Origin of the sequence: Pseudoalteromonas sp. EB27 (assembly GCF_001974875.1) — a bacterium.
Classification (GTDB): domain Bacteria; phylum Pseudomonadota; class Gammaproteobacteria; order Enterobacterales; family Alteromonadaceae; genus Pseudoalteromonas.
On record NZ_MTQD01000002.1, the window covers coordinates 209,373 to 235,117 of the forward strand.

Annotated in this window: 23 protein-coding genes; 9 read left to right on the forward strand and 14 right to left on the reverse strand. The window is 38.7% G+C overall.

Translation table 11 applies throughout. From position 1 onward, the window contains the following. Nucleotides 1-7 precede the first annotated feature (7 nt). Nucleotides 8-433: a YcfL family protein gene (locus tag BW142_RS03550; RefSeq protein ID WP_007582549.1), complete on the reverse strand. Its 426-nt coding sequence runs from the start codon at nucleotides 431-433 to the stop codon at nucleotides 8-10. Nucleotides 434-706: 273 nt separating this feature from the next. Next, nucleotides 707-2,071 (reverse strand): adenine DNA methylase, encoded by a 1,365-nt coding sequence (locus BW142_RS03555; RefSeq protein ID WP_076923906.1) that lies wholly within the window; start codon nucleotides 2,069-2,071, stop codon nucleotides 707-709. A 343-nt stretch (nucleotides 2,072-2,414) separates the two neighbouring features. On the opposite strand from BW142_RS03555, the gene BW142_RS03560 reads away from it, so the two are divergent. Continuing rightward, on the forward strand, nucleotides 2,415-3,284 hold the full coding sequence (locus BW142_RS03560) for a DMT family transporter (protein WP_076923907.1): 870 nt from the start codon (nucleotides 2,415-2,417) through the stop codon (nucleotides 3,282-3,284). Nucleotides 3,285-3,306: 22 nt separating this feature from the next. On the opposite strand, the gene BW142_RS03565 is transcribed toward BW142_RS03560, so the two are convergent. The 7 genes from BW142_RS03565 to BW142_RS03595 all read right to left on the reverse strand — a co-directional run bounded on the left by BW142_RS03565 (nucleotide 3,307) and on the right by BW142_RS03595 (nucleotide 9,961). Next, the gene (locus tag BW142_RS03565; RefSeq protein ID WP_076923908.1) at nucleotides 3,307-3,993 is read right to left on the reverse strand and encodes a M15 family metallopeptidase; all 687 of its coding nucleotides are present in this window, start codon (nucleotides 3,991-3,993) and stop codon (nucleotides 3,307-3,309) included. Then, entirely contained in the window at nucleotides 3,993-5,123 is a 1,131-nt protein-coding gene (dapE, locus tag BW142_RS03570; RefSeq protein WP_076923909.1) for a succinyl-diaminopimelate desuccinylase, read from the reverse strand. The genes BW142_RS03565 and dapE overlap by 1 nt, the downstream gene beginning before the upstream one ends. Beyond that, complete coding sequence (locus BW142_RS03575; RefSeq protein WP_076923910.1) at nucleotides 5,116-5,466, reverse strand: ArsC family reductase; 351 nt, start codon at nucleotides 5,464-5,466, stop codon at nucleotides 5,116-5,118. The genes dapE and BW142_RS03575 overlap by 8 nt, the downstream gene beginning before the upstream one ends. Before the next feature lie 4 nt (nucleotides 5,467-5,470). Further along, entirely contained in the window at nucleotides 5,471-5,968 is a 498-nt protein-coding gene (locus BW142_RS03580) for a PTS glucose transporter subunit IIA (RefSeq protein WP_076923911.1), read from the reverse strand. A gap of 3 nt (nucleotides 5,969-5,971) precedes the next feature. Then, on the reverse strand, nucleotides 5,972-6,358 hold the full coding sequence (locus BW142_RS03585; RefSeq protein WP_076923998.1) for an ACT domain-containing protein: 387 nt from the start codon (nucleotides 6,356-6,358) through the stop codon (nucleotides 5,972-5,974). A gap of 227 nt (nucleotides 6,359-6,585) precedes the next feature. After that, nucleotides 6,586-8,745: a phosphate acetyltransferase gene (pta, locus tag BW142_RS03590; protein ID WP_076923912.1), complete on the reverse strand. Its 2,160-nt coding sequence runs from the start codon at nucleotides 8,743-8,745 to the stop codon at nucleotides 6,586-6,588. Between the two features lies 1 nt (nucleotide 8,746). Then, complete coding sequence (locus tag BW142_RS03595) at nucleotides 8,747-9,961, reverse strand: acetate kinase (RefSeq protein ID WP_076923913.1); 1,215 nt, start codon at nucleotides 9,959-9,961, stop codon at nucleotides 8,747-8,749. Between the two features lie 284 nt (nucleotides 9,962-10,245). Between BW142_RS03595 and yfbV the strand changes: the two genes are divergently transcribed. Next, on the forward strand, nucleotides 10,246-10,692 hold the full coding sequence (gene yfbV / locus BW142_RS03600; RefSeq protein WP_076923914.1) for a terminus macrodomain insulation protein YfbV: 447 nt from the start codon (nucleotides 10,246-10,248) through the stop codon (nucleotides 10,690-10,692). Here the strand turns inward: yfbV and BW142_RS03605 are convergent. The 3 genes from BW142_RS03605 to xthA are packed head-to-tail and all read right to left on the reverse strand — an operon-like array spanning nucleotide 10,689 to nucleotide 12,960. Continuing rightward, nucleotides 10,689-11,504 carry a putative RNA methyltransferase gene (locus BW142_RS03605; RefSeq protein ID WP_076923915.1) on the reverse strand — a complete coding sequence of 272 codons (816 nt, stop codon included), beginning with the start codon at nucleotides 11,502-11,504 and terminating at the stop codon, nucleotides 10,689-10,691. The two genes, yfbV and BW142_RS03605, sit on opposite strands and share 4 nt — an antisense overlap. Then, nucleotides 11,501-12,148: an energy-coupling factor ABC transporter permease gene (locus BW142_RS03610; protein ID WP_076923916.1), complete on the reverse strand. Its 648-nt coding sequence runs from the start codon at nucleotides 12,146-12,148 to the stop codon at nucleotides 11,501-11,503. The genes BW142_RS03605 and BW142_RS03610 overlap by 4 nt, the downstream gene beginning before the upstream one ends. A gap of 5 nt (nucleotides 12,149-12,153) precedes the next feature. Beyond that, complete coding sequence (gene xthA / locus BW142_RS03615; protein WP_024599378.1) at nucleotides 12,154-12,960, reverse strand: exodeoxyribonuclease III; 807 nt, start codon at nucleotides 12,958-12,960, stop codon at nucleotides 12,154-12,156. Nucleotides 12,961-13,200: 240 nt separating this feature from the next. On the opposite strand from xthA, the gene BW142_RS03620 reads away from it, so the two are divergent. From BW142_RS03620 to rluB, 4 genes are all read left to right on the forward strand, one after another. Beyond that, entirely contained in the window at nucleotides 13,201-13,632 is a 432-nt protein-coding gene (locus BW142_RS03620; protein WP_007582577.1) for a hypothetical protein, read from the forward strand. Between the two features lie 226 nt (nucleotides 13,633-13,858). Next, nucleotides 13,859-14,380 carry a major outer membrane lipoprotein gene (locus BW142_RS03625; protein WP_076923917.1) on the forward strand — a complete coding sequence of 174 codons (522 nt, stop codon included), beginning with the start codon at nucleotides 13,859-13,861 and terminating at the stop codon, nucleotides 14,378-14,380. A 151-nt stretch (nucleotides 14,381-14,531) separates the two neighbouring features. After that, the gene (gene scpB, locus BW142_RS03630; RefSeq protein WP_024590449.1) at nucleotides 14,532-15,122 is read left to right on the forward strand and encodes an SMC-Scp complex subunit ScpB; all 591 of its coding nucleotides are present in this window, start codon (nucleotides 14,532-14,534) and stop codon (nucleotides 15,120-15,122) included. Beyond that, a complete protein-coding gene (rluB, locus tag BW142_RS03635) occupies nucleotides 15,119-15,991 on the forward strand; it encodes a 23S rRNA pseudouridine(2605) synthase RluB (protein ID WP_007582584.1) in 873 nt (290 codons plus the stop codon). Before scpB ends, rluB begins: the two co-directional genes overlap by 4 nt. 81 nt (nucleotides 15,992-16,072) lie before the next feature. Here the strand turns inward: rluB and BW142_RS03640 are convergent, their stop codons facing one another. Further along, nucleotides 16,073-16,819 carry a YciK family oxidoreductase gene (locus BW142_RS03640; protein WP_076923918.1) on the reverse strand — a complete coding sequence of 249 codons (747 nt, stop codon included), beginning with the start codon at nucleotides 16,817-16,819 and terminating at the stop codon, nucleotides 16,073-16,075. A gap of 206 nt (nucleotides 16,820-17,025) precedes the next feature. On the opposite strand from BW142_RS03640, the gene BW142_RS03645 reads away from it, so the two are divergent. Both BW142_RS03645 and sohB read left to right on the forward strand, forming a co-directional pair. Beyond that, nucleotides 17,026-19,455: a VolA/Pla-1 family phospholipase gene (locus BW142_RS03645; RefSeq protein WP_024599382.1), complete on the forward strand. Its 2,430-nt coding sequence runs from the start codon at nucleotides 17,026-17,028 to the stop codon at nucleotides 19,453-19,455. A gap of 100 nt (nucleotides 19,456-19,555) precedes the next feature. Further along, nucleotides 19,556-20,572 carry a protease SohB gene (gene sohB / locus BW142_RS03650; protein WP_076923919.1) on the forward strand — a complete coding sequence of 339 codons (1,017 nt, stop codon included), beginning with the start codon at nucleotides 19,556-19,558 and terminating at the stop codon, nucleotides 20,570-20,572. Nucleotides 20,573-20,668: 96 nt separating this feature from the next. Here the strand turns inward: sohB and BW142_RS03655 are convergent, their stop codons facing one another. Further along, on the reverse strand, nucleotides 20,669-22,003 hold the full coding sequence (locus tag BW142_RS03655; protein WP_024599384.1) for a dicarboxylate/amino acid:cation symporter: 1,335 nt from the start codon (nucleotides 22,001-22,003) through the stop codon (nucleotides 20,669-20,671). A gap of 194 nt (nucleotides 22,004-22,197) precedes the next feature. Between BW142_RS03655 and BW142_RS03660 the strand changes: the two genes are divergently transcribed. Further along, nucleotides 22,198-25,521: a hypothetical protein gene (locus BW142_RS03660; RefSeq protein ID WP_076923920.1), complete on the forward strand. Its 3,324-nt coding sequence runs from the start codon at nucleotides 22,198-22,200 to the stop codon at nucleotides 25,519-25,521. The last annotated feature ends 224 nt before the right edge of the window (nucleotides 25,522-25,745 follow it).

Genomic DNA, 25,745 nt, shown 5'->3' on the forward strand with positions numbered 1-25,745 from the left:
GTTTCCTTTAATCTTTAAATTCTTGTGATTCGGTAGACACTTCTCTTACTGCTAAAGAAAAGGTAACCGCATCAGAGCTAGGTGCTAAGCCCGGTAATTGTGTTTTTGCAAAACCAAATAAGGTGAGTGCTTGCCAAGGTGAATGGTTGCCTTTAATTACAAAGCCGTCTTTATCAAACCAATTAAACTGATACTGCAAATATTGTGATTTTTTATATTGGCTTGAGAGTGTCACTACTACATCGGTTAACTGGTTGGTTTGACGTGTTTTCACATCAGTAATGGCCAGCTTTTTACCAAGCTCTGGGTTATCTACACGTAATTGCTCATTAAACTGGTTTTTATTTTGTTCAACAGAAATACCCGATGTAACCGGTTTGCTGGAACATGCACTGAGCATTAAGACTGCTAATAATGGCGCTATGTATTTCATGATGGCTCCTGGGCCTATTGACCTTTATGGATTAAAATTTATTTTATCTAAGGGCGATTTAATCGAGCCGCGAGGTTTGTAACCTAGTGGGCTAAGTAAAAACCGAGCAACAAAGAGTCAATCGCCCCTAGGACGAACCCAACGGGCAGCGCATGTTTGGCATTTATGCTGCGTTATCGCCTATTTATGGGGAACAACCACATTACATAGGCTCTGCCTTGCCTAAAAACCAAACATACTTCTGTAAATTCAACCTCGAAAGGTTAATAGGCCCTAAAGTTGGACTACGTGATAATTAAAGTAGTTATTAATAGAGGTTAAGTAAATTAACGTTAACCCTTGCTTACTAATGGTAAAATTTATAGGTGCTTGTGTGCCTATATGCAGAGAATGCTCACCTGCGTTTAGGCTTTGCCTTGCAACACTTATTTGATTTGGAAGTGTAAGCCAACTGCGTGTATCAGCTTGCTCAGAAGCCAAATTATAAATATTGGCAAGTATATTACCTACGTCACCAGCACTGCGTGCAAGCTCTGCACGGACTTTTTCTTTAGCTACTAACCTAAGCACTTGACGAGCTACTTTTGCAGGTATTTGATCTTCTAATGTTTTTGCTGCAAGTGCTTCAATGTGTACTAATGGGCTCAGCTCCAAGCTTTGTGCATCTATGTTTATATTATTAAGGCGGCGCACATAGGCATTATCTTTATATACTGGCATTGCAAGGCTATAAAAGCGCGCATCGCCGCGTGATGAATAAATGGGTAAGCGCAGTTTAAATTCATCTTGTTTTGGTACTAAGCCTTGTTCAAACAAAACAATTACCTCGCCTTGTGTTGCAGAAATAGTGGGTGCATCACTAAAACGTTTTTTAAATTCACTTAGATCTTGGTCAAACCCTTGTTTTTTAGCTAGGCGCATTACGTCCTGCTGTAAATAAATATTGTTAGGTTGTATAGCCAGTGCTTTTTTATAATCAATATAAGCATCGTCATACTGCTTAGCACTTTGGTAAAGCAAAGCAGATAAATAAAATGTATAGGCATTTTGAAAGCCATTTTTTACATCTCTGGTTACATTGCCCATGCTAGGGTAGTGCTGCTGCGCTTCTTTAACGGTTGAGTCGCCATCTGTTTTATTTTCGCTTAGTGCATCAACTTGTACTTTATTAGCACGGCGAATTTCGACCAAAGCGCCTTCTACATCGTTTTTATACACGTAGTTAAGTGCTTTATAACTATGAAGCATACTCATTTCGTAAGCCGGTGGTACATAAGTAATGGCTGAGTCGTTAGTAAATAATGCATTACTTTGTTCAAGCCCCGCACTTACTTGTATTTTGGCGGCTTCGCGTTTTTTTTGCATTTGCGTGTACACGTTCTCAAATTTACTTTGTGCCTCTTGTGGCGTATTGGCTAAGTCGTTTAAACGAGCTTGCTCAAGTTGGTTGAGTAAGTAGCTGCTGTGCATGGTGCTATTATTGGCAATAAGGGATCGTGCTTCTTCGATGTTATTTTTCTCGATCGCATTTCTTATTGGTGTCATTTGCGTGGCATAGTCATTAAATAGGTCATTAAAGCCCATTGTGCTACACCCACTTAAAATACAACAAAAGCTTAAAATTATACTTAGGCGCACTGCGCACTCCTCTTAATTTACTTGCATACATTAACATATTATTTTTATTTGAATGTGTGAAATATTGTAAAAAATCGTAGAGTAAAACTGCCTGTCAATAAGGGAATATAAAATGACATTGGTGAACAAAGCGTGAACTTTTCTTGTTAAGTGAAATGCTTATACAGATGAGGTGGTCTATTAAATACAACACTCCCTTTGCACAGTTGTATCAATCCTGTTTAAATGTGTCGCTCAGTAAAGCCTTTGTAGGCTTTTATAGTTACACTTTAAGCTTAGAGGGTTAATTAGATTATTAATTTAAACAATGCTGTGACTCGTTTTTGATTGCTAAGGAATTTTTTTGAAAGCTACATTGTATACAATTATTGCCTTAATCGCGTTTGCCGCAAACTCTCTTTTTTGCAGAATGGCTTTAGCCGAAGGCTATATAGATGCTTGGAATTTTACTGTTATTCGTTTACTAAGCGGAGCTGCATGTTTGGGCATTATAATGGCTATTTATACCCATAATTTAAAACGAAAAGGTACATTTAACCCCGCTATTTTAAGTGATAAAGGAAGCTGGCGAAGCAGTATTAGTCTTCTTATTTACGCGCTTTGTTTTTCGATTGCATACCTTGAGCTAGATACAGGAACCGGTGCACTTATTTTGTTTTCAGCCGTGCAACTCACTATGATTGGCTGGGGTATATATCAAAAAGAGCAGTTGAGTGTACTTCAGTGGTGCGCGTTTATAGTGGCGCTAGGCGGCTTTGTATATTTAATGCTGCCATCTGCTGCTGTACCTTCGTTATTAGGTGCATCACTTATGGCACTCAGTGGTGTGGCATGGGGTATTTACAGTATTCGCGGTAAAGTGTGTGTATCGCCACTGCGTACAACTGGGTTTAACTTTATAAGAAGTTTAGTGGCTATCCCTGTTTTATTACTTGTTGGTATGAGTTATTTAAAAAATATGAGTATTGAAGGAGTGTTACTTGCATGTGCCTCTGGGGCAATAGCTTCTGGGATTGGGTACAGTGTTTGGTATGTGGCAATGCCACTGCTTAAAAGCACCCAGGCGGCTGTTGTGCAGCTTTGTGTGCCGGTACTTGCAGCCATTGCCGGGGTCTTGTTTTTATCAGAGCAGGTAACAATGGAGTTTATAGTTGCAAGCTCCTTGATATTAGGCGCTGTGCTAGTATTTATTTTAAATAAAAAGAAGGCTTAATATCATTTAAGTTAACCTTCTTTTATGGTGGACTCACGTTTGTTACAAAGCGTTTATAAATAGCAGGTAAGTTATCAAGTATTGCCTGCTTACCCTGTAGTTCACTATTTTTTATGCATTCAAAAAGTACTTGCTCGCTAAGTGTATTCACTAACAATTGTGATTGCTTGATATGGCTTATATGCCAAAGCTCTGGTGCTACGCCGCCTAAATCATGTTGGTAAGGGCGATAAAAACCAAATTTAACCAAGTGAGTATCAAGCCAATTACTTAAAGGCGCAAACGGCCCACCCTGCAGGTATTCATCAGGTGTTAGCTGTAGTTTATAATCATCACTTACTGCAGCTTTATCAAACACGTCTAAATCGGTGCCTAAATGGTGCCTGCTTGCCCCAGGTAGTGCAGAGTAGAGCATTATTGCTATGCATTTATTTACATCATTTAATTTAGTTAAATCTACAACCTTTTGTTGTTTATTAAAAACAGGTCGAATACCTAAAAATTTATTATTCCAAATAATTGATTGACGATTAAAGTCGCGAAAACTTGAGGCAATAGTAAGCTCAAATCCCGCTTTTTGTGCTGCACTTTGCAGCGCTAAAAAATCGCTAATAATAGCGCTGTGCAAGCGATGGTTTTGTATATCAGTTAAATGTGTATCACTTTGACCTGTAATACACAGTACTGATGTGGGTTGAGTGACATCCATTATGCTAAAAGTTGCTCTAGTATTTGCTCGTAAATGTCGGTAAGGGCTATTAAATCATCGGTACTTACGCATTCATCTACTTTATGGATAGTGGCGTTACGTGGACCAAGTTCAATTACTTTAGCACCTGTTTGTGCAATAAAACGACCGTCAGATGTACCACCCGTGGTTTCTAGATTCGTGGTTAAACCGGTTACTGATTTAATCGCTTTAACTGTGGCATCAACAAGCGGGCCGTGCTCGGTAATAAAAGGTAAGCCATTTACTATCCAGCTTAATTCATAATTTAAGTCATGCTTTTGTAGAATGTCATTTACACGTTGCTGTAATTGCTCATACGTTACTTGCGTGCTAAATCTAAAGTTAAACTGTACTTCGAGCTCACCCGGAATAACATTACCCGCACCCGTGCCACCATTAATATTAGAAATTTGAAAGCTGGTGGCGGGGAAGTATTCGTTGCCGTTATCCCACACCGTTTGGCTAAGTTCAGTAAGTGCTGGCGTCGCTAAGTGAATTGGGTTTTGTGCTAAATGCGGGTAGGCCACATGACCTTGTATACCCTTAACGGTTAAAAAAGCGGTAAGTGAGCCTCTGCGACCATTTTTAACCACATCACCGAGTACATCGCGTGATGAGGGCTCGCCTACAAGACACATATCAATTTTTTCACCGCGTGCTTCTAATGTATCAATTACGCGAGTAGTCCCGTTTACAAATGGACCTTCTTCGTCTGAGGTGATTAAAAAAGAAATTGAACCTTTATGATCTGGATGTTTAGTAACAAAGCGCTCGGTTGCCACAAGCATTGCAGCTAATGAGCCTTTCATATCGGCAGCACCACGCCCATGTAATAGGCCATCTTTTATTAATCCTGAAAACGGCGGATGTTGCCAATTTTGTTCAGGACCTGTTGGTACAACATCAGTGTGACCTGCAAAACAAAAATGTGGCGATTGTGTGCCTTTTCGAGCCCAAGTATTAAGTGTGTCGGTAAAAAATAATGACTCTATATTAAAGCCAACCGCAGCAAGGCGCTCGTTCATCATTTGTTGGCAGCCAGCATCTTCGGGCGTTACTGATTCACGTTGGATTAGTGCTTGGGCTAGTTTAATTACATCATTAGTCATTATTAAAAATCTCGTCGTATTGGGCTGCTTTAAAACCTAAATGGTAAGTGCCATTGTTTACCAGTACTGGGCGTTTGATCATGGCAGGTTGTTCAACTAACAATGGGATAGCACTTTCTTTAGTTAGGCTCTGTTTTTGCTCATCAGATAATGCGCGATAAGTAGTGCCTCTTTTATTAATGAGTTGCTCCCAATCGAGTTTATTTGCAAAATCACTCACCATTTTCTCGTTTACGCCATCTTTGCGGTAATCATGAAAAGTGAATTCGATATTGTTGTCGGCTAAGTATTTTTTTGCTTTTTTTATCGTATCGCAGTTGCTAATACCGTATAGAGTGATCATAAATCTAGTTCTTCTTAATAATAGTTAATAGGGTGTCTTCGCCCGCATTTACATGCGAATGTGAGTAATGAAATGTGCCAAGATTATGGCCGTTTAGTAAAATTAAACTAGCAAGCATTGGAGTATCAAGTTCTCGTAAATCAAAATAAGCAAGGCGTTGACCTTTGCATATTTTGCTACCATTGAGTTGCGCAATATGGGTATGCGTAATTGATTGCGAATCAGGGATAGTTAAGTTAATCAAGGCTTTTAGACCATTATTAGCTTGTAGAATAAACTCAGTGCCTGCATTTTTTACTTGTAATAAAGTTCCATCAAACGGTGCTAAAATTTTATGACTTGTTAGTTGCACCATAATACCAGGGCCCAGAGTGCCAAAACGAAAAAAAGGTTCTGGGTGCTCTTTCAGTTCAATTACTTTACCTGTAAATGGGCTGGTAATATTTATTGCGTTAAGAGGCGTTTTATTTTGAGCTAAATAGTCAATTTTTTGAGCTTTCATAAGTTAATTTACCACCACGTTATAACCTTCTTTTCTTAAAGCTGAAATAGCATTATCTGCAGTGTGTTTTTTTATGAGAATATAATCAGTATCGTAGGTTGAGATTGAAAAGATAGAAATTTTAGCTCGCGCTAATACGCCTGAAATATTAGCCATAATTCCGGTTAACGAAAAGCCAAGTGGACCTACAACCTCTAAAGCTTGCCAGTCTGGTTCGGTATCCAGGCTTTTTACTTCAAAATCGCTTGGGCATACAATTGAAAGTTCATCATGGGTTTTAGAAATAAAAAATAAAGATTGCTTTAAAAGTGCCGCAGGTATGTCGGCATCTACATCTAAACTATGTATAGATAAAATTGTGCTGTGTAATTGTAATGTTTGTTTTGACATTAAACGCCTGCGATACAGCATTATTGATAGCTTAATAGTATAGATTATTGCCTTCAAGTTAAAGGTGTAACCGAGACTAAAATAGGCATTTGGGAGTAGGTTTTAATAGAGATTACAAACTTACCCACAATTTCTGTGGATAAGTATGGGGGTTGTAGGGTATAAATAGCCTAACTAGTTAATTATTAAGTAAATACTAGCTAGACTATAAAAAGCACACGTTGCGTTTATTGAGTAATTTGCGCTTCTGCTTGGGCTGCCTGAATTGCAGTTAAGGCGATTGTATACACAATATCATCAACCAATGCACCCCGGCTTAAATCGTTTACAGGTTTGCGCATACCTTGCAGCATAGGGCCAATACTTATTAAGTCGGCACTTCTCTGCACTGCTTTATATGTAGTATTACCCGTATTTAAATCTGGGAATATAAATACAGTCGCTTTACCGGCTACAGGGCTGTTAGGTGCTTTTTTAAGAGCTACGTTTTCCATTATAGCGGCATCGTATTGTAGTGGACCGTCGATAATTAAATCAGGACGTTTTTGTTTTGCAATTTTTGTGGCTTCACGTACTTTTTCAACATCGGCACCGGTACCAGAAGTACCCGTGCTGTAGCTGATCATAGCAACACGTGGCTCTATACCAAATGCAGCTGCAGAGTCGGCAGATTGAATCGCTATATCTGCAAGCTGTTCAGCATTAGGGTCTGGGTTAATCGCACAGTCACCGTAAACTAACACTTGGTCAGGTAGCAGCATAAAAAATACAGATGATACTAGCGATGACCCTGGTGCTGTCTTAATTAATTGTAGTGGTGGGCGAATTGTATTTGCCGTAGTGTTTACCGCGCCCGATACTAAACCGTCCACTTTACCTTGCTCAAGCATCATTGTACCCAGTACGACGTTATCTTGTAGTTGCTCTTGTGCTACTACGACTGTTAGGCCTTTGCTTTTACGAATTTCGACCATAGGCGCAATATAGTCATTAATAATACTTTTTGGCTCGATAATAGTTACATGTTCGTTTAGCTCAATACCTTGCTGCTGCGCAATACGCATTATTTCTTCGCGATCGCCCAGTAATATAGTTTTAGCAATCCCGCGTTGACCACAAATAGCAGCCGCTTTAATTGTACGAGGTTCATTGCCTTCTGGCAGAACAACTGTTTTACCTGCTTTACGCGCTTTAGTGGTAAGTAAGTAACGAAATGCGGGCGGTGATAACTTGCGAGTTTTACCTACACTTTTAGCGAGAGTATCTAGCCAGCTTGAATTGATATGCTCTGCGTTGTGATCTTTTACTTTTTCAATACGTTGGTCATCATCGTTTGGTACTTCCATATTAAAGTTATGCAGTAATAATGATGTACGCCATGTGTCGGCATCGGTTGCAAGTATTGGTAAACCGGTTTGCATGGCTTGCTCACACAAGGCCATTATACGCGGTTCTGGTTCAAAACCACCGGTAAGCAATATGGCGCCAAGTTTGGTGCCATTCATAGCTGATAAACACGCAGCAACAAGTATGTCAGAGCGATCGCCCGGTGTTACTAATAAAGCGCCTGGCGTAAAATAGTTTAAAATATTTGAAACCGTACGAGCACAAAAAGTAATACGTCGCAGGCGACGATGAAGCATATCGCCTTCGTTAATTATTGTTGCTTTTAAATACGCACTTAAGTCTTTTACGCGCGGCGCTACTAAGTCAAAATCCCACGGGATTGCGCCAAGTAACATGAACGGATTATTTTTAAAAATAGGCAGGGAGGCTAAACGATTTAACTCGTTTTCAAGCTCTTCAGGTTTGTATGAGTCTACTAAATCGGCGCGTGCACGACCTTCTTCATCAAGTGGCGCATTTACTTTATTAAAAATACAGCCCAGTACGCGAGGATGATCGATACCACCGTAGTTACCTGCTGCAATTTCAAGGCGGTCTTCTATTTGAGTAATGGTGTAATTACCTGGGGTAAGTACAAATACAATTTCGGCGCCGAGTGTTTGCGCAATTTCGCGATTTACACGCCCAGCATAAGGTTGGCGACGAGTAGGTACCATACCTTCAATTATAGCGACTTCGTCGTCGTTTATTTTACTTTCAAAGCGTTCAACAATTTCCTCTAGTAGATCATCACCTTTACCGTCGCCAATCATTTGCTCTGCATAATCAAGTGCAAAAGGCATTGGTGGGTTAATAGGTGAGCCTTGAGTGACTATTTGTGTTGATTTTTCAGGGCCTGTTTCACCAGAACGTGGCTGAGCGATGGGTTTAAAAAAGTTAACTTTAACTGTTTTTTGTTCAAGTGCACGCACTAAACCAACTGATACCGACGTTAAACCAACACCGGTAGAAACAGGAATTAACATAATACGACGTGCCATATTAAAGCTCCTTCACAATATTTGCCGCATCAAGGGCAATAACCCACTCTTCATTAGTTGGCATTACAACTGCTTTGACATGTGAATTTTTACAGCTAATAACACCGCCTTGACCAAAGCGCGCATTAAGGTTGGCTTGCGGATTACAATTAATGCCTAAAAAGGCAAGTTGTGTAATTACTTTTTCACGAATAATATCTGAGTTTTCACCAATACCACCCGTAAAAATCACAGCATCAAGACGCTGTAATGGCACCATATACGCCGCGATTTGTTTTGAAAGGCGGTAGCAAAACATGTCAATTGCGAGTATCGCTTTTTTATTCCCGGCTATAGCGGCTTCTTCAATAGTACGGCAATCGTTAGAAAGCTCGCTAATACCTAACAAGCCACTTTTTTGGTTTAGTAGGTTATCTATTTGCTGGGCTGTGTAATCAAGTTGGGTGGTTAAAAAGTTAAATAAACCAGGGTCAATATCGCCGCTACGTGTGCCCATTATCAGCCCCTCTAGAGGCGTTAGTCCCATGCTGGTATCAACACTCTTACCATTTTTAATCGCGCATACAGAACAACCGTTGCCTAAGTGGGCACTAATAAAATTGCTTTGCTCGATAGGTTGCTCTAGTAACTTTGCTGTTTGCCCTGCAACATAAAAATGACTTGTGCCATGAAAACCATAACGCCTAACACCAAACTCGGTGTACAACTTATATGGAAGAGCGTAAAGAAAGGCAACTTCGCTCATAGTTTGATGAAATGCAGTATCAAACACCGCGACTTGTGGCAAACCTTCAAACGATGCCTGCGCAGATGATATACCTAGTAAATTAGCGTGCCCATGAAGCGGTGCAAGCGTTGCTGACTGCGTAATGCCTGCAATTACTTTTTCGTCAATCAATACAGATTGCGTAAAGTGCTCGCCGCCATGCACAACACGATGGCCTACTGCGATAAGTTGCTCATCAAGTTTGTGATCTTTTATTAAGCTTACAAGCGTATTTATAGCCTCAGCATGTGCTTGGTTAGCCGCTAAGTCGATAACTGTTTTAGCACCATTAAATTTGTATTTAATAGAGGGTGCTTTGGCGCCTAAGCGCTCAGCAAGGCCTGAGATAATTTCGTGACCGTCGTTTGCATCAATAATGGCAAACTTTAAACTAGAGCTACCACAGTTTAAAACTAAAACATGTTGGGCTTTAGGGGAGGTTGTTGGCATAGATTCAATTTCCATAAACAAATTTAGTAAGTAAACGTTAATACGTAATCGTTACACTTACGGTATTAAATAAAGCTAAAACAATTGAATGTTCAATTGCAAAGTGGTTAACGCAATGTTAAATACTTTACCTTATTTAAGATGTTTAAGTTAGGATTGTTCGCCATTAAAGGGTAAATTTAAGCTCTTTTACTGAGAAAGTGTAACTCCTTCATTTTGTGTTACACTTTGGGTATAGCTCGTTTTTCTATTGTATTTAAAAGCAGTATCTGTGAGGATTCATGATGCAAAAAAGTGTGATGTCACAACTACAAACAGGCCGTTTGTATGGTAAAAAATGGCCAATGCGCAAAGAGCTTGCGCCTTTGTTTTTAGAGTTTAGAGTGATCAGAGCGACTGAGCTTGCTATTACAGTAATGCCAATCTTAGCCATGCTAACATTGTTTTTTCAGCTAAATTACTTAGGTTCTGATTTTTTACCACAAGCCATTGCGAGTGCATTATTTTTCATATCTCTACCATTACAAGGTCTATTTTGGTTAGGTAAGCGAGCGCAAACGCCTTTAGAGCCTGCGATGCAAAAATGGTATAACGAGCTGTACACTAAAATGGCAGCTAATGGATATCAAGCGCAGTTAAGTGAAAACAAGCCCCGTTATATGGAGCTTGCCAATTTACTCAAAGATATGTTTGAAAAAATGGACAGGGCATTTACTAAAGAGCAGTTTTAGAGAGTTATACCATTATCTATTTTGGTAAACTGAGTAATATAAAATGATAAGGTGACAGTGTGTTCACCTTTTTCTTCGAGTGCTGTCCAGTGCTCGGGTCTAAATTTCCATGCAAATGGTGTCATCATTATTAAGTTTTTAATATCAGTAAAGCTAAGTGCTACATGCTCTGTTAAAAGGATCTGTTCCGATTTTTGAAACCCTTTTGGAGTGGATATTTCAGTATGTTCGTTTACTTCTGAATATATATACGATTTTAGCTCTTTTAAATGACAAGGGCCTGGGCTTGCAACCACTAATGTTGCGTTTTGATTTGCAAGGCGTTCGAGCTCTTGCTCAAACAAAGGTGCAAATACGCTAACAAGTACATCGGCAAATTGGCTTTTAAAGGGCGCTTGGCTGATTGATGCCACGCTAAAATGGCAATTAAGGTAGCGCTTTGCTGCATATTTAACCGCTGATTTTGAAATATCGACACCATATACTATAGCATTTGTTTTACTTGCTATTGCTTGGGTATAAAATCCTTCGCCGCATCCTAAGTCAATTACTGTATTTGCACTTATATTACTAACTATGTCGCTAAGATTTCGTTGCAAGAAGCCATAATAACCACGCTCTAAAAATGCGCGTCTGGCTTGTACCATTTCAAGTGAGTCACCCGGTTGTTTTGAGTTTTTTTGTTGCACAGGCAGTAAATTAACATAACCTTCTTTGGCAAAATCAAAGCTATGGTTATTAGCACAACGAAGTGTTGAATCAGCTTTTAAAAGTGCTAGGGTACACAGCGGGCATTGATATTGTAGACTCATGAGCCTAGGTAGTCCTTATCGTAAAAAGTTTTTACCCAATGCGGGCGATAGGTGATCATAATCGTTATAGCCATGCCGTTGAGCATTGCTTCAGGAAACCAGATTATGGCACTTAGATAAACGTAGTTATCTGCAAGTTCTTGCCAATTGTATTGCCCTATAGCTAAGTAAAATAAAGCACCTAGGCTTATTTTTATACAGGCTATAAATCCCGCGGTTATAAACGCACAAACAAATATATAAACAAAAAAATGACGAGGTAAATATTGGTAACTAATTATAAAGCCAAGATAGCTCAATAAAATAGGAATAAACGCACCAATAAGCAGTTGTACTGGTAACAGCTCAAGTTCAATTTGACCAAAGGCAGCGAGCAGTGCTGTGGCAAGTAGGCTACTTAAAATAGTCAATCGCCAGCCTAAAATTAATGTCGCAGCCGTAACACCTAGTATGTGCAAATCAAGGCCCGTTAAAATTCCTGCCTTTATTCGCCAAAGCATTGCAAACACTAACGCACACGCAAGCACGCCAGTTTGACGGACTGGCGTATTCAGTAATGTTTTATATGTTTTTTTATCAAAGCTTAAAATAGCAATGATAATTACAAGGGACCAAAGCAGTCCCTGCATTGTTAGGCTGAGCATAATAATTACTTAAATGTTGACCATATAGGGGCATGGTCTGACGGTTTTTCAATACCGCGAAGTTCGTAATCAATACCGGTATCTATGCAGCGTGCTGCAAGTTCGTTGGTTGCAAGCACTACATCTATACGAAGTCCTCGATTATCTACAAACCCTTTAGAGCGATAGTCAAACCACGAGTATTGATCGTCTATTTCGGGGTTTTGCTCTCTAAAGGTGTCTTTAAAACCCCAATTAAGTAGTGTTGCAAGCCATTCACGCTCTACCGGTTGGAAAGAACATTTACCTGTTTTTAACCAACGTTTAGCATTTACTTCGCCAATACCAATATCTAAATCGGTGGGTGATATGTTGATATCACCCATGACAATTACATCTTGATCGGGTGTGTGGTTGGTTTCAAGGTGTGTCATTAAATCTTTATAAAATTGACGTTTATAAGGGAATTTAGTTTCGTGATTAATATTATCACCTTGTGGGAAATAGCCATTCATGACAGTAAGGTCGCGACCGTTTTCTTGTTCAATAGTGACGCTTATCATGCGTTTTTGCGATTCATCTGTATCGGTGGCAAAACCTTTTAAGACCGATTTAGGCTCTTTTTTGCATAACATAGCTACGCCATAATGCGCCTTTTGACCATGAAAGTAGACGTGATATCCCATTTTTTGTACATCTTCTAATGGGAATGCTTCGTCGTGAACTTTAATCTCTTGCAAGCCAATAACGTCTGGTTGATGTTTGTCGATAATTGCTTGTAATTGGTGAAGACGAGCACGCAGACCATTGATATTGAAAGAAATCACTTTCATAAAATTTACCTTAAAATTGGTTCTATTTAATAGCTTAAATTGTATCAGTAAATACGCGTACATAACATGACTGAATTGAGATAATAGCTGCGTAAATGTTGATCAAATGATGGGTAAAGTTTAAACATTGTGAATACAATATTAATTATTTAAATAAATAAAAAATTCAATTGAACTTAACTTTATTGAATATATAATGCGCGAAATTCACTTGTTTAGCTCGTTCAAATAGGATCTCTCATGAAAACACAACTACTTTTAGCCACTGCTTTACTAGCATCTGCAACTGCGTCAGCACAAAGCAATACTTACTTTAGCCAAGATAACAAAATTGAGTCTAAGTTATGCGTACTAAGTGCAAACGAAGGCTTTAGCGTTGCTCGTAAAGAAGCTGCCCAGCACGGTGTTTACCTATCTCGTTTTTCTAAAAGCATTTTATGTAATGGCGAAGATATTCGTGATATTGCTAAAAAAACGACATTAAGCAACGCATCAGTTGAGAAAGTAGAAGTATTTGCAAAAGACGCTCAACAAGAAACTCAACTATGTATGACGGCTTTAAAACAAGGTTTAGCACCTGTTCGTCAAAAAATTGGTAACCTGAACTCATTAAAATGTAATGGTCAAAACGTTACTGAGTTTGTTAAGCGCTACCAAAACGCAGCAATCTAATTGTTAGCTTAACTATATAAGTAAAATTGAAATACCTGGTTTTTACCGGGTATTTTTTTGCAAAAATTACAAGGTAGTTTGCAAAGCTTGCAAGCTTAACTTATTGAAACTGCTTAATAAATATACCGAATGAGATTAAGTTATTGATTATTATAAGTTAACTATTATTGGCATTAGATTTGTATTAGTTAAAGTGACATTTAATTAATTACGAAGGATACGTCTTATGAAAAAGTTAACATTAGCAGCCACTATTTTAGCATCATTAAGCCTAGCGGCTTGTTCATCTAATCAAGGTCTTGAAAGAATAGACAGTGACTTTGCAAGTTTAGATAATGATAGCGATGGCTACATCTCAAAAGTTGAAGCTGATGACGATAGCATTTGGGGTCACTTTTCAAATATTGATACCAATATGGATAACGAAATTAGCCGCAAAGAATTTAACACTTACATGAAGTTAAACAATGGTAAAGTAGCTACTGATTCTGAAGTAAGTGAGTCGGCATTTAAAGCTGAAATTGCTAAATTCGATAAAATTGAAAGCAGCTTTGCAAGTCTAGATAACGACAGCAATGGCTATATCTCGGTAGTTGAAGGTAACGATGATGATATTTCAAATCATTTTGGTTATATGGATAAAAACCAAGATAAGCGGATCAGTAAAAGCGAGTTTATGGGTTACATTAAAAAATACGGTAACGCAGTAGCTGAAGATGATGCATTAGAAGCCATTAAACATAGTTAATAGTTGTCATTTTAATAAGCAACAAAGAAGCCAGTGCTAGTCACTGGCTTTTTTGTGTTTTAAATTTAGTTATTTGATAGATATATTTTCCTAGTTTGGTGTTGTTCTGTCATAATAGATGGCTGTGTATTTTTATTTGTTAAGAGTGTGTATGGCGGGTCGACGAATTAGTGATGAACAACTAGTTGAGATCATTGAAGCAGCTATTTTTGTTGCAGATAAGCCTGTTAGTAAACGCCACCTTAAAGACATCGTATTAATAGATTTAGCTATTTCTATGGCACGAATAAATGACGCAATAGATACAATACAAGAACATTTTCAAACTCGTGGTATTCGCTTAGTTGAGGTTGGTAGTGGGTATCGGTTTCAGGCATGCAGTAGTTTAAGCCCTTGGTTAAATAACTTGTGGCAAGAACGTGCACCAAAATACTCGCGTGCTTTACTGGAAACATTATCACTTATAGCATACAGGCAGCCCATTACACGCGGCGAAATTGAGCAAGTAAGAGGTGTTACTACGGGTTCGAATATTATTAAAACCTTACTCGAAAGAGAGTGGGTTAAAGTGGTAGGGCATAAAGAGGTTCCGGGTAAGCCGGCTTTATATGCAACTACTAAGCAATTTTTAGATTATTTTTCGTTAACTGGGCTTGAAAATTTACCTGCGTTGCCAACAGAGCAGCAAAGTAAAATTAACCAGTTATTGAGCGATCCTTCTGTGAGAGAACCATCCGAATGAGTATTATACAAGGTGAAAAGTTACAAAAAGTCTTAGCCCGTGCAGGCGTAGGCTCACGCCGTGAAATGGAAAAATACATTGACGCAAACCGCGTTAGTGTAAACGGTAAAGTGGCAAAGTTAGGTGACCGTGTTGAAGAAACCGATTTGATTCGTGTTGACGGACACAGTGTAAAAATTGAAGAAAAAGCAGACCGAATCTGTCGTGTGATTATGTATAACAAACCAGAAGGTGAGTTAAGCACACGTAAAGATCCTGAAGGACGTCGTACTGTATTTGACCGACTTCCGCGTATTGATGGCGATCGCTGGATTGCGGTTGGTCGACTAGACGTTAATACATCAGGTTTGATGCTCTTTACAAACGATGGTGAACTGGCAAACCGTTTAATGCACCCAAGCTATGAAGTAGAGCGTGAATACTCTGCGCGTGTATTTGGTGAAGTAACCAATGAAACGGTTAAAAACTTACTACGCGGTGTTGAGCTTGAAGATGGTCCAGCTAAATTCACGACTGTAACCCCTATGGGTGGTGAAGGCGTTAACCGATGGTTTAACGTAACGTTAAATGAAGGACGTAACCGTGAAGTTCGTCGTTTATGGCAGTCTCAAGATGCGGAAGTATCTCGTCTTATTCGTATTCGTTACGGTAAACTAGAGCTTGATAAGCGGGTGCCACAAGGTGGTTGGATGGAGTATGATTTAGAAACAGTTAACTACTTGCGTAAAACCGTTAAATTAGGCCGCGAAACACAAACTAAGCTTTCTGTTATGCCTGAAAAACGCAAAGATAAACGCGCTAAAATCAACCAAATTCGTAAAGCAGTTAAAAAACACAATCAGCGTGTTAAGCCGACTAAACGTAAATAATCAATTAGTTATTTATTGAACACAAAAAAGCCGCTAATTGCGGCTTTTTTAATGTGCTGTTTAAATTATTTAAACTCTAAATTACTTTTTTACTTGAGCATCTAACGATTCGCCATTCACTTCACTTGAATCGTCACTCATTAGATATAAATATGTAGGCATTAAATCCTCTGGTGTAGCAAGCGTTTCTCTATCTTCGCCAGGGTATGCAGCTGCACGCATAGAGGTACGCGTTGCACCTGGGTTAATACAGTTTATACGAATATTCGTTTTACCTACTTCACATGCCCATGTTTGCATCATACCTTCTACTGCGAATTTTGAGATGGCATAAGGCCCCCAAAATTCACGACCTTTGCGGCCTACACCTGATGACGTGAATACTATCGATGCATTATCAGACTTACGAAGAACAGGAAAAAGTGCTTTAGTGATCATTGCTTGTGCAGTCACGTTTACTTTCATTATGTTTTCGAACGTAGATGAGCAAAAATGTTCAAGCGGACCGAGTGACCCTAAAATACCTGCATTATTAAGCAATCCATCAAGGCGTCCAAACTGATATTCGATTGTTGCAGCAAGGTCACGGTAGTTTTGCTTCGTAGCGCCTTTTAAATCCATAGGGACTATTGCAGGTTTAGGGTAGCCAGCATTAACAATTTCATCGTAAACACATTCAAGTTTATTAGTTGTTTTTCCTAATAAGATAACTGTAGCGCCGTATTTTGCATACGTAATTGCTGCAACTCGGCCAATACCATCACCGGCGCCTGTTATTAAAATAACTTTATCTTTAAGTGCGTTTTCAGCTGCTTGATATGTGTGCATAAAAGTACCAATTCATATAATTTTTTTGATTTTAACATAGCGAAACGTGAAGTAATCGAATTTATTGTAAAATTAGGTGGCGAAAATAGAAACTTTACGTTAAGTTTAACTGGTCTAATGTCTCATTAATAATCTGATTACATTGTTTTAACTTAATACACTGATTAAACACACTATAAAAATAAAATACGTGCGGAGCCAACAATATGAAAAAAATGCTACTTTCACTCTCGGTTACAGCAGCTTTAGCAGGCTGTGGCGGTGGAGAAACGTTAACAGATGTCAAAAACGACACAGCACCAGTCATTCCTACAGCAACAGTTACATTTGACCCAGCGGCAGGTATCTTATCAGTTCCTAATGATTTATTAATGAGCGGAACTCAAGACGGTACACTTAATATTCCTGGAGAATTAGATGACAATAATGTGTCTATTTCGCGCGCAGCTTATGCAGACCCTCAACTTGCACTAGGTGCACTTGATGGTTGGTCTTCGCAGGTTCCTTATAAAATCGATTTAACATTCCCACCAAATGTTAGCTTAGATGAAACGTCTGCTGGAACACCTGGTACAGTAAGAATTTTTGAAGTTGTAATGGGTGCAAGCTTAACTGACGCAGAATGTTCAGTTGTAGCTGCCGGTACAGCTTGTAAATTGGTCGGTGAGCTTACTTTTGGTGTTGACTTTGTTACTCAAGCTTCTGGTGATGCCGTTGCAATTATTCCTTTAAAACCATTTACGGCAGGTAGCTCATACATCAATGTATTAACTACAGGGCTTAAAGATTCATTAGGGCGTTCTATTGAGCCTTCTTCTACTTATGGATTGGTTAAACAAGAAGCGCCATTAATTACAGAAGCCCAACTTGGTTTGCAGGGGGCTGTTAACAGTTACGAAAATGTAGTAGTTAGCTCAGGCGATATCACAAAAGAAGATATTATTTTTTCTAGTGCGATGACTATTCAATCAGCAGGTCCTGTACTTGGGACAATTAAAAAGTTACTAGCTGCAAGCTTGCAAGAGCCAGCTTTACCAACGCCTGCACTTCAAGTTCCTGAACAACCTATGGTAAATGTACAACAAGTATTTGCTTCTCAGGGTGTAGAAGTCTCTGCTGCATTCTCTGGTGTGCAATATCAAAAAGGTAGCATTATGTTACCGATGTATTTAGGTACACCAACGGGTACTGATATTAGTGATTTAAGTGATACATATTGGCAAGGTATGTGTGATAACGCGGTGGCAATAATTGGTTACAAGGCCGTTGCAGGCGATGCATTTCCTGCAGATCCTATTAGTGAAAATGATGGTTTATGTTCTGCATTAAGTGACGGACAATTACGTGACTTAGGACTAGACAGCACACGTCATTTAACAAAATACAACTCAATTCCAAAAGTACAAAGCATGGCAAATGTGCCAGTGCAAGTTACTAAACCTATTTTACCGATAATTAATGGTGTTCGTGCACAGTTACAATTAGATCCTATCGCTATGCCTGAAGGTGGATGGCCTGTTGTTATTATGCAGCACGGTATTACAACACAAAAAGAAAGTATGCTTGCTTTAACTGCCCAACTTTCTATTCAAGGCTTTGCAACAGTTGCTATTGACCATCCAAGACATGGTGAGCGTGGAATAGATGTTGATGGTGATGGAACTGACGACTTCAATGCAACTACAGGTTCTGTGCTTAGTTACATGAACTTAAGTTCATTACTGGTTGCACGTGATAGCTTACGTCAATCAGCAGCTGATTTATTAGGCCTTCGTTTAGGTTTAAACTTTATTAACGATTCAACTATTAATAGTAAAGACGTTACCTATATCGGGCATTCGCTAGGTTCGATTGTTGCTCCAGCCTTTATTGCTCAAGCTAACACGCCAATAGCCGAGACGCTTGATCCGCTATTTAATGTAAACACGGTAGCTCTTGCAAGTGGTGGTGGCGGTATAGCAAGCTTCTTACTTGAATCTGCTGCGTTTGGTCCATTTATTCAAGGTTCAGTACTTTCACAAGCCGGTACAACAGAAGCTGATGAATTTACTGCATACTTACAAGCTGATGCAGTGTCTAACTGTGGTGCACTATTGCCAGATATGGAAGCATATTTAACTTGTGGTTATAACGAGTATGTAGCTTCTTTAACTACAGCTGGTGAAACAAGTAAGCTTACTAATATTCAAGGAGTGTTTACTCAGTTTGCATTTGCTGCACAAACAGCGCTAGATAGTGGCGATCCAACTAACTACGCAGCTACTGTAAAAGCATTAGGTACTCCTGTTTATACTAATGTTGTTGTGGGTGATGGTGTTGATAACAAGCCTGACCAAGTGATACCACCAATGGCAGCTAATAATCCTATTTCTGGCACAATTCCATTAGCTAACTTGATGGGTCTTGAAACAGTAAGTACTTCGCAAGCATTGAGTGAAACACCAGCAAGCTATTTAGTTAAATTTACCAAAGGGCATCATGGTTCTATATTAACACCAGCTCAAGATGCTGCGCAGGCTGCAACTGTTGAAGGCAGTGCTGCTGCTAATGCAGAAATGCAGTTGCAAGTAGCGACTTACTTAGCTGCTCGAGGACGGATGTTATTAGTTTCCAACCCTGAGGTTGTGACTGATTAATAACCAGTAAAATAATTAACCTTTAAAAGCCACTGAAAAGTGGCTTTTTTTTGCTTTAAAGCATGCTAAATTAGCTGAAATTTATAAATGGAGAAACCAGTTGGAATTTTTATACGAATACGGTTTGTTTTTTGCTAAAACAGTTACTTTTGTTATCGCTATAGCAGTTATTTTAATGCTAATAGTTGGCGCTGCGGTTAAGCCAAAGGCCAAAAAAGGTGAAGTACAAATTGACGATATATCAGAGCAGTTAGTTGAACTTAAAGAGAGTTTTTTACAAAATACGTTGGGCAAAAAAGAGCTTAAAGCGCATCAAAAACAACTTAAATCAAAAAGTAAAAAAGCAGATAAAGATGAGCCTAAACCTCGTTTATATGTAATTGACTTTGTGGGTAGTATGGATGCTCACGAAGTAGAAAGTTTACGAGAAGAAATAACGGCGATTATCTCTATTGCCGATCCAAGTAAAGACAAAGTACTTATTCGTTTAGAAAGTGGTGGTGGAGTTGTACATGGCTATGGACTTGCTGCATCTCAGTTACAGCGTATTAAAAGTGCGGGTATTCCCCTGAGTGTTGCAATTGATAAAGTAGCAGCAAGTGGTGGTTACATGATGGCGTGTGTTGCGGATGAGATACTTGCAGCCCCTTTTGCAATAGTTGGATCTATTGGTGTGATAGCTCAAATACCTAACTTTAATAAAATATTAAAGAAAAATGATGTTGAATTTGAGCAAATAACAGCAGGTGAATTTAAACGCACACTTACTTTATTTGGTGAAAACACAGATAAGGCCCGTGAAAAATTTCGTGAAGAAATTGAACAAACACATGATTTATTTAAAACGTTTGTAAGCACTCAACGTCCAAGCTTAGATATAAACTTAGTTGCGACAGGTGAGCATTGGTTTGCAACTCAAGCGATTGATAAAGGCTTGGTAGACGTGATAAAAACAAGTGATGATGCATTGCTAGAGCAGCAACATGAGCGCCAAATTTATAAGATTAAATACAAAGTTAAAAAAGGGTTGAGCGATAAACTAGCTCTTGGTTTGAGTAGTGGTGTAAATAAAGTGGGAATAAACTTACTTTCTAAGTTTAAGTCGTTAAATCCTTAGATTAGAATCTTTTCAGGATTCAGTTTAATTATTTTTACTCGAAAAAAAACCTTGATGGATTCCATCAAGGTTTTTTTATAGCTGTATAAATGTAGCTTATGAATCAATAGATTTATGATAATCCTCTAAATCTTTAGCTGCATTAGGGTCGTTGAAGATGCTCTCATCAAGCTCACCTTCAGACTTGGCAACAACACAGGTAACCATACAATCGCCGGTTACGTTAACTGCTGTACGTGTCATATCAAGTAATCTATCTACACCGATAATAATTGCAATCCCTTCTACAGGTAAGCCAACTTGGTTAAGTACCATTGCGAGCATTATTAAACCAACACCAGGTACACCTGCTGTACCTACAGAGGCAAGTGTTGCTGTTAATATAACCATTAGATAATCAGATATTGTTAAATCAACACTAAACACTTGTGCAATAAACACGGTAGCCACACCTTGCATGATAGCGGTGCCATCCATGTTAATGGTCGCGCCTAGAGGGATAGTGAATGAGGCAACGGAGTTGTTAGCGCCTAGCTTTTTAGTTGCTGTTTCAAGTGTAATAGGCATAGTTGCGCTTGAGCTTGAAGTACTAAATGCAAATAAGCATGTGTGCTTCATTTTTGCTAAGAAAATAAGTGGGTTTAAGCCTGTAAGTACTTTTAGTAATACGGTGTAATTTACAAGCGCATGTAATAACAGTGCTAACACTACAACGCCAAAGTATTTGGCTAAGCTCACAATTAAGTTAAGCTCAATTGTTGTGAACAGTTTTGCCATTAAAAAGAATACGCCATAAGGGGCAATATTCATTAAAAGCGTAACTAGTTTTAAAATCACAGTGTTTAAATCTTCAAATACGGTAGCAACACGTTTTCCCGCCTTCCCACTCAATGCCATTGCTACACCAAATAAAAGTGCAAACACAATAACTTGAAGCATATTGCCTTTGGCCATGGCTTCAAAAGGATTTGTAGGAAACATATCTATAATTACACGGGCAAGAGTAGGCGCTTCTTTAGCATCATAAGTTGCATTAGATGGCAAGCTGATGCCTTCACCAGGGCTAAATAATAAGGCAAGCGTAATTGCTACTGTTATAGCAATAGCTGTAGTCAATAAATATAAACCAATAGATTTACCACCTAATCGACCTAGTTTTTTAGGGTCGCTTAAGCTACAGGTACCACAAACAAGCGATACAAAAACAAGAGGCACAACTAACATTTTCAAGCTGGCAATAAATATTTGACCACCAACATGGAAAATACCATCAACAAAAAAGGCTTTAATTGGCAAAGAGAATAACCCAAGTGGTATTAGATAATCGTCTTCACCAGCTAATATAGCCTGAAATATAAAACCTACTGCAACCCCAAGCGCCATACCAATCATGATGCGAGTGGTTAAACTCATTGAACGGATTTTTGACATATTTCCTGATCTACATTTTTATAAATTTGCCATAGACTACCAGCAAGGAAATATTTACTACAGAAAAAGTTAGTATTTATTTAAAAATATTTTGCACAAAAAAGTAATAAAAAACTGTGATTTTAGACTAAGTTATAGGTTAATATTAAGTGTAAATTAATTTTGATTATAATAACAACGCTAGGGAGAGGTTCATGCCTTTAATGCGACTGCTCGGCATTTCATTGCTAAGTTTTTTACTCACAGCCTGTGGTGGCGGTGGGTCACTTGAAAAAGACGGTTCTATTAGTGATGGTGATTCCACTACAGAGACTAGTACATATTTGGTTTCACTGAAGGGATATTCTCAGACAGACGCAACAGAGTCAAATTCTGTTACTGCTACCTCCTCTTTAGATTTACGTGCAACTCTTACTCAAGACGGGGTAATTGTCGCGGGTAAGCGTATTGCTTTTACATTAGAAGATGAAATTGGTGAATTGTCTCCATCAAGTGCATTAACTCAAAACGATGGTATTGCAACGGTTGAACTTACCGCCGGTACTGAAGCCGGTGCGGGTGAAGTAACTGCTACTTATACAGTCGATGGTGAATCTTATACAAGTACTTTTGCTTTTCAATCAAGTGGTGGGCAAGGTGATGATACGGGGGTTAGTGGTTCAACAACCTTAACGGTAAATATAGTCGATGAGAGTGGCGCTAAGTATTCGGATACAAATCCGGTTACAACCGATAATTTAGGGACGGTTACAGCGACTTTAAAAAATGATGGAGTTGCACTTAGCGAGCAACTTGTTACATTTACTACAAACTTCACAGGCAAAATAACGCCTGACTTAGGTACTGCAATTACTAACTCAGCGGGGGAGGCAAAAGTAACTCTCTCTAGTGGTAGCTTTAAAGGTGCAGGTCAAGTTGTCGCAACTTATAATCCTACTAACTCAACAGAAGTGAGTAATACAGCTGTATTTTATTCTTCAGGTGATTCTGCACCAGTTGATTTGGCACAATTCTCTATATCAGTAAAGCTTTTAACAGGCTGTAACGCAGGCTGGGATGATAATCGTTCTAGTGTAAAACTTGACCCTACTCAAACAGCATCGGGTTGTACGGTAGCCAACACAATATCTTCATCAGAACTAGGTGAATTATTTGTTGAAGTTATTGATGAGCAAAGTGGTGATGGTAGTAAAAATTCGCTTGTTAATATTTCAACAAATTTAGGTTCTGTTCTCCCTTCATCTGGGACAGCCCTTACCGATAACTTTGGTATTGCTTTACTAAAATTGCAACCTGGTAATACTGGTGGAGCTGGTACCGTGACTGTAACGTCTGTAGGTGAAAGTAATTCAACTAATTTTGCTGTAGGTATTGCTGATTTAACCCTAGAGGTTGATAACGGGCTTAATACAGATATTTCAGGAAATGTTATCCCTTTAAAAGCAGGTGGTAGTACAGTTATTGAAGTAACACTTTTAGATGAGGATGGTAATTTATACTTAACTCCAACAGATGTTGAGTTCAGCTCAACGTGTGTAATTAGCGGCGACTCAGTAATTGATGCATCAGTAAAATCATCAAGTGGTATAGCAACATCAACATACCGAGCTACAGGTTGTAGTATTGATGATGATATTAATATCACGGTTGAAACAGGTGGTAAAAACTTCACTGCAACTACGATTATTCCTGTAGAAACATCAGCGGTACAATCAATACAGTTTGTTGATGTCAGTGAAACATTTATTGCATTACCTCCAGGTGAAGGCGGAGCTCCGACTCAATCGATTGTTAGATTTAAGCTAATAGATGCGGATGGTCTTGCTTCCACGCAGCAACGTATTGATTTCAAGTTAACAGATTCAGTGGGTGCAGCTAAACTTTCACTTAGAACAAGTGATACAAATAATGAAGGCTTTGTTCAGACAACGGTTGAATCTGGCATAGTACCTGGTCCATTAGTGGTAAAAGCGTGTTTTATTTCTAAAGAAGATGTTAATAATTTACCTGAAGGTGATGACTTAACATGTTGGGTTGATGATGTTGCGCTGTGCTCTGCAGACCCAACCAATGAAATTTGTCCAGATGGGACACTAACTTTAGTTCCGTTGAGTGAGCAAATAAGCTCTGTATCAGCTCAGTTAACTTTAGCTTCGGGCGTGACAGACCAAAACAGTTTTGATGCAAGCCCAAATACGCTTAATACGAACTCACTTAACTATAACGGTGTTTTAAATGATATTACGGTATATTTTGGTGACCAATTTAATAATTATAATGGTGACGGTGTAGAAGCAACTATTTTAGCTGAAGCAGGGGTCATTGGCTCATCTAGCAATGAAGTTACTTGTAAAACTGACGACGCTACTTGTGTTGTAACCTGGCGCTCTCAAGGAGACCGTCCATTTTATGATTATAAATGGGGTAACCGAATTGGTGACATCGATGGTGATTCAACCACGACGGAAGGAATAAATCCAAAAACAGGTATTATAAATTGTGACCCATATTTTGGTATTGCAGCTCCTTGTATTAATGGTATTACACGCGCTAAAAATAATGCTGATGGCGTTGTTATGGGTGGACGTGTAAGTATTCTAGCTGTCACTAAAGGGCAAGAAAACTTTGTAGATGAGCAAACCACTGATGATGTTAAGCGTACCAATGGTTTATTTGATATTGGTGAGTATTACGCAAGTTACGATTTACCTGAAGCGTTTATAGATCACAATGAAAATGCGACCTTTGATAAAGCAAACTGTAGTGATGCAGACGCTTCAAGTTATGACCCCTCTACAGATGAGTGTTCTGAGCTAATTTCACGTGGTGGTCATAATGAAACATGGCGAGACCTAGATAATGACGGTATTTATGACTTTGCTGATGGTAAATATAATGGTTTATTATGTGGTGAAGCTGCTGAAACTGCAGGTGAGTGTTCTCGAGAGCTAATTGAAGTGCGTAAACAAATTGAATTGGTTATGTCTGGAGATAACCCATATGTTCGTTTTTCTGTGTTGAAAACAACGGATATTCTTGATGCACCATATCCTGTTTATGTACCAGCAGATTGCTCTGTTTCAGTTGTTGCAGTACTTGAGCCATCCGATGTATCTGAGCGTTGTGATATCTCAGCAGTTGATTTGTCAAATGTTTTTGCAGATAACCCTGCGTATGACGAAACTGACCCAGATGAAACTGATCCTGAACAATTAGAAGTAGGTTTAGCTGGTATTACTGTTCGTATTCACTACACGGATGAGTTTGGTAATCCGTTGCCTGCAGGTACAACAGTATCAATATCATCTACAAATGGTGACTTATCTATTATCGAAAATAACGCGATCATCCCAAGTACCAATACGGATAAGCCAATGTATTCAGATGTTCGTATTTCTCGAGAAGCAGATGGTAATGATAAATTTGACGGTGTACTTTCAATAACATTTGAGTTTACTACTCAGGCTGGTGGCACTAAAACAGTCTCCAAAGGAGTTGAAATTTACGATAGTAAATAAGGCTTTATTTTAAAAATGCCAACCTTTAGGTTGGCATTTTTGTTTCTGTTCTATATATTCCACATCAATTAATCTAAAAACACCTGTTTGTTTAATTTAACGACAAAAATTGTTCGTTTATTCAGTAAATACTGAAAAGTTTGTATTAAAAGCTTGTAACAACTAGTGTTTGTAGATATACCTATAAATATTCGCGCCGCTTATGTCGGCAAAACACATTTTTA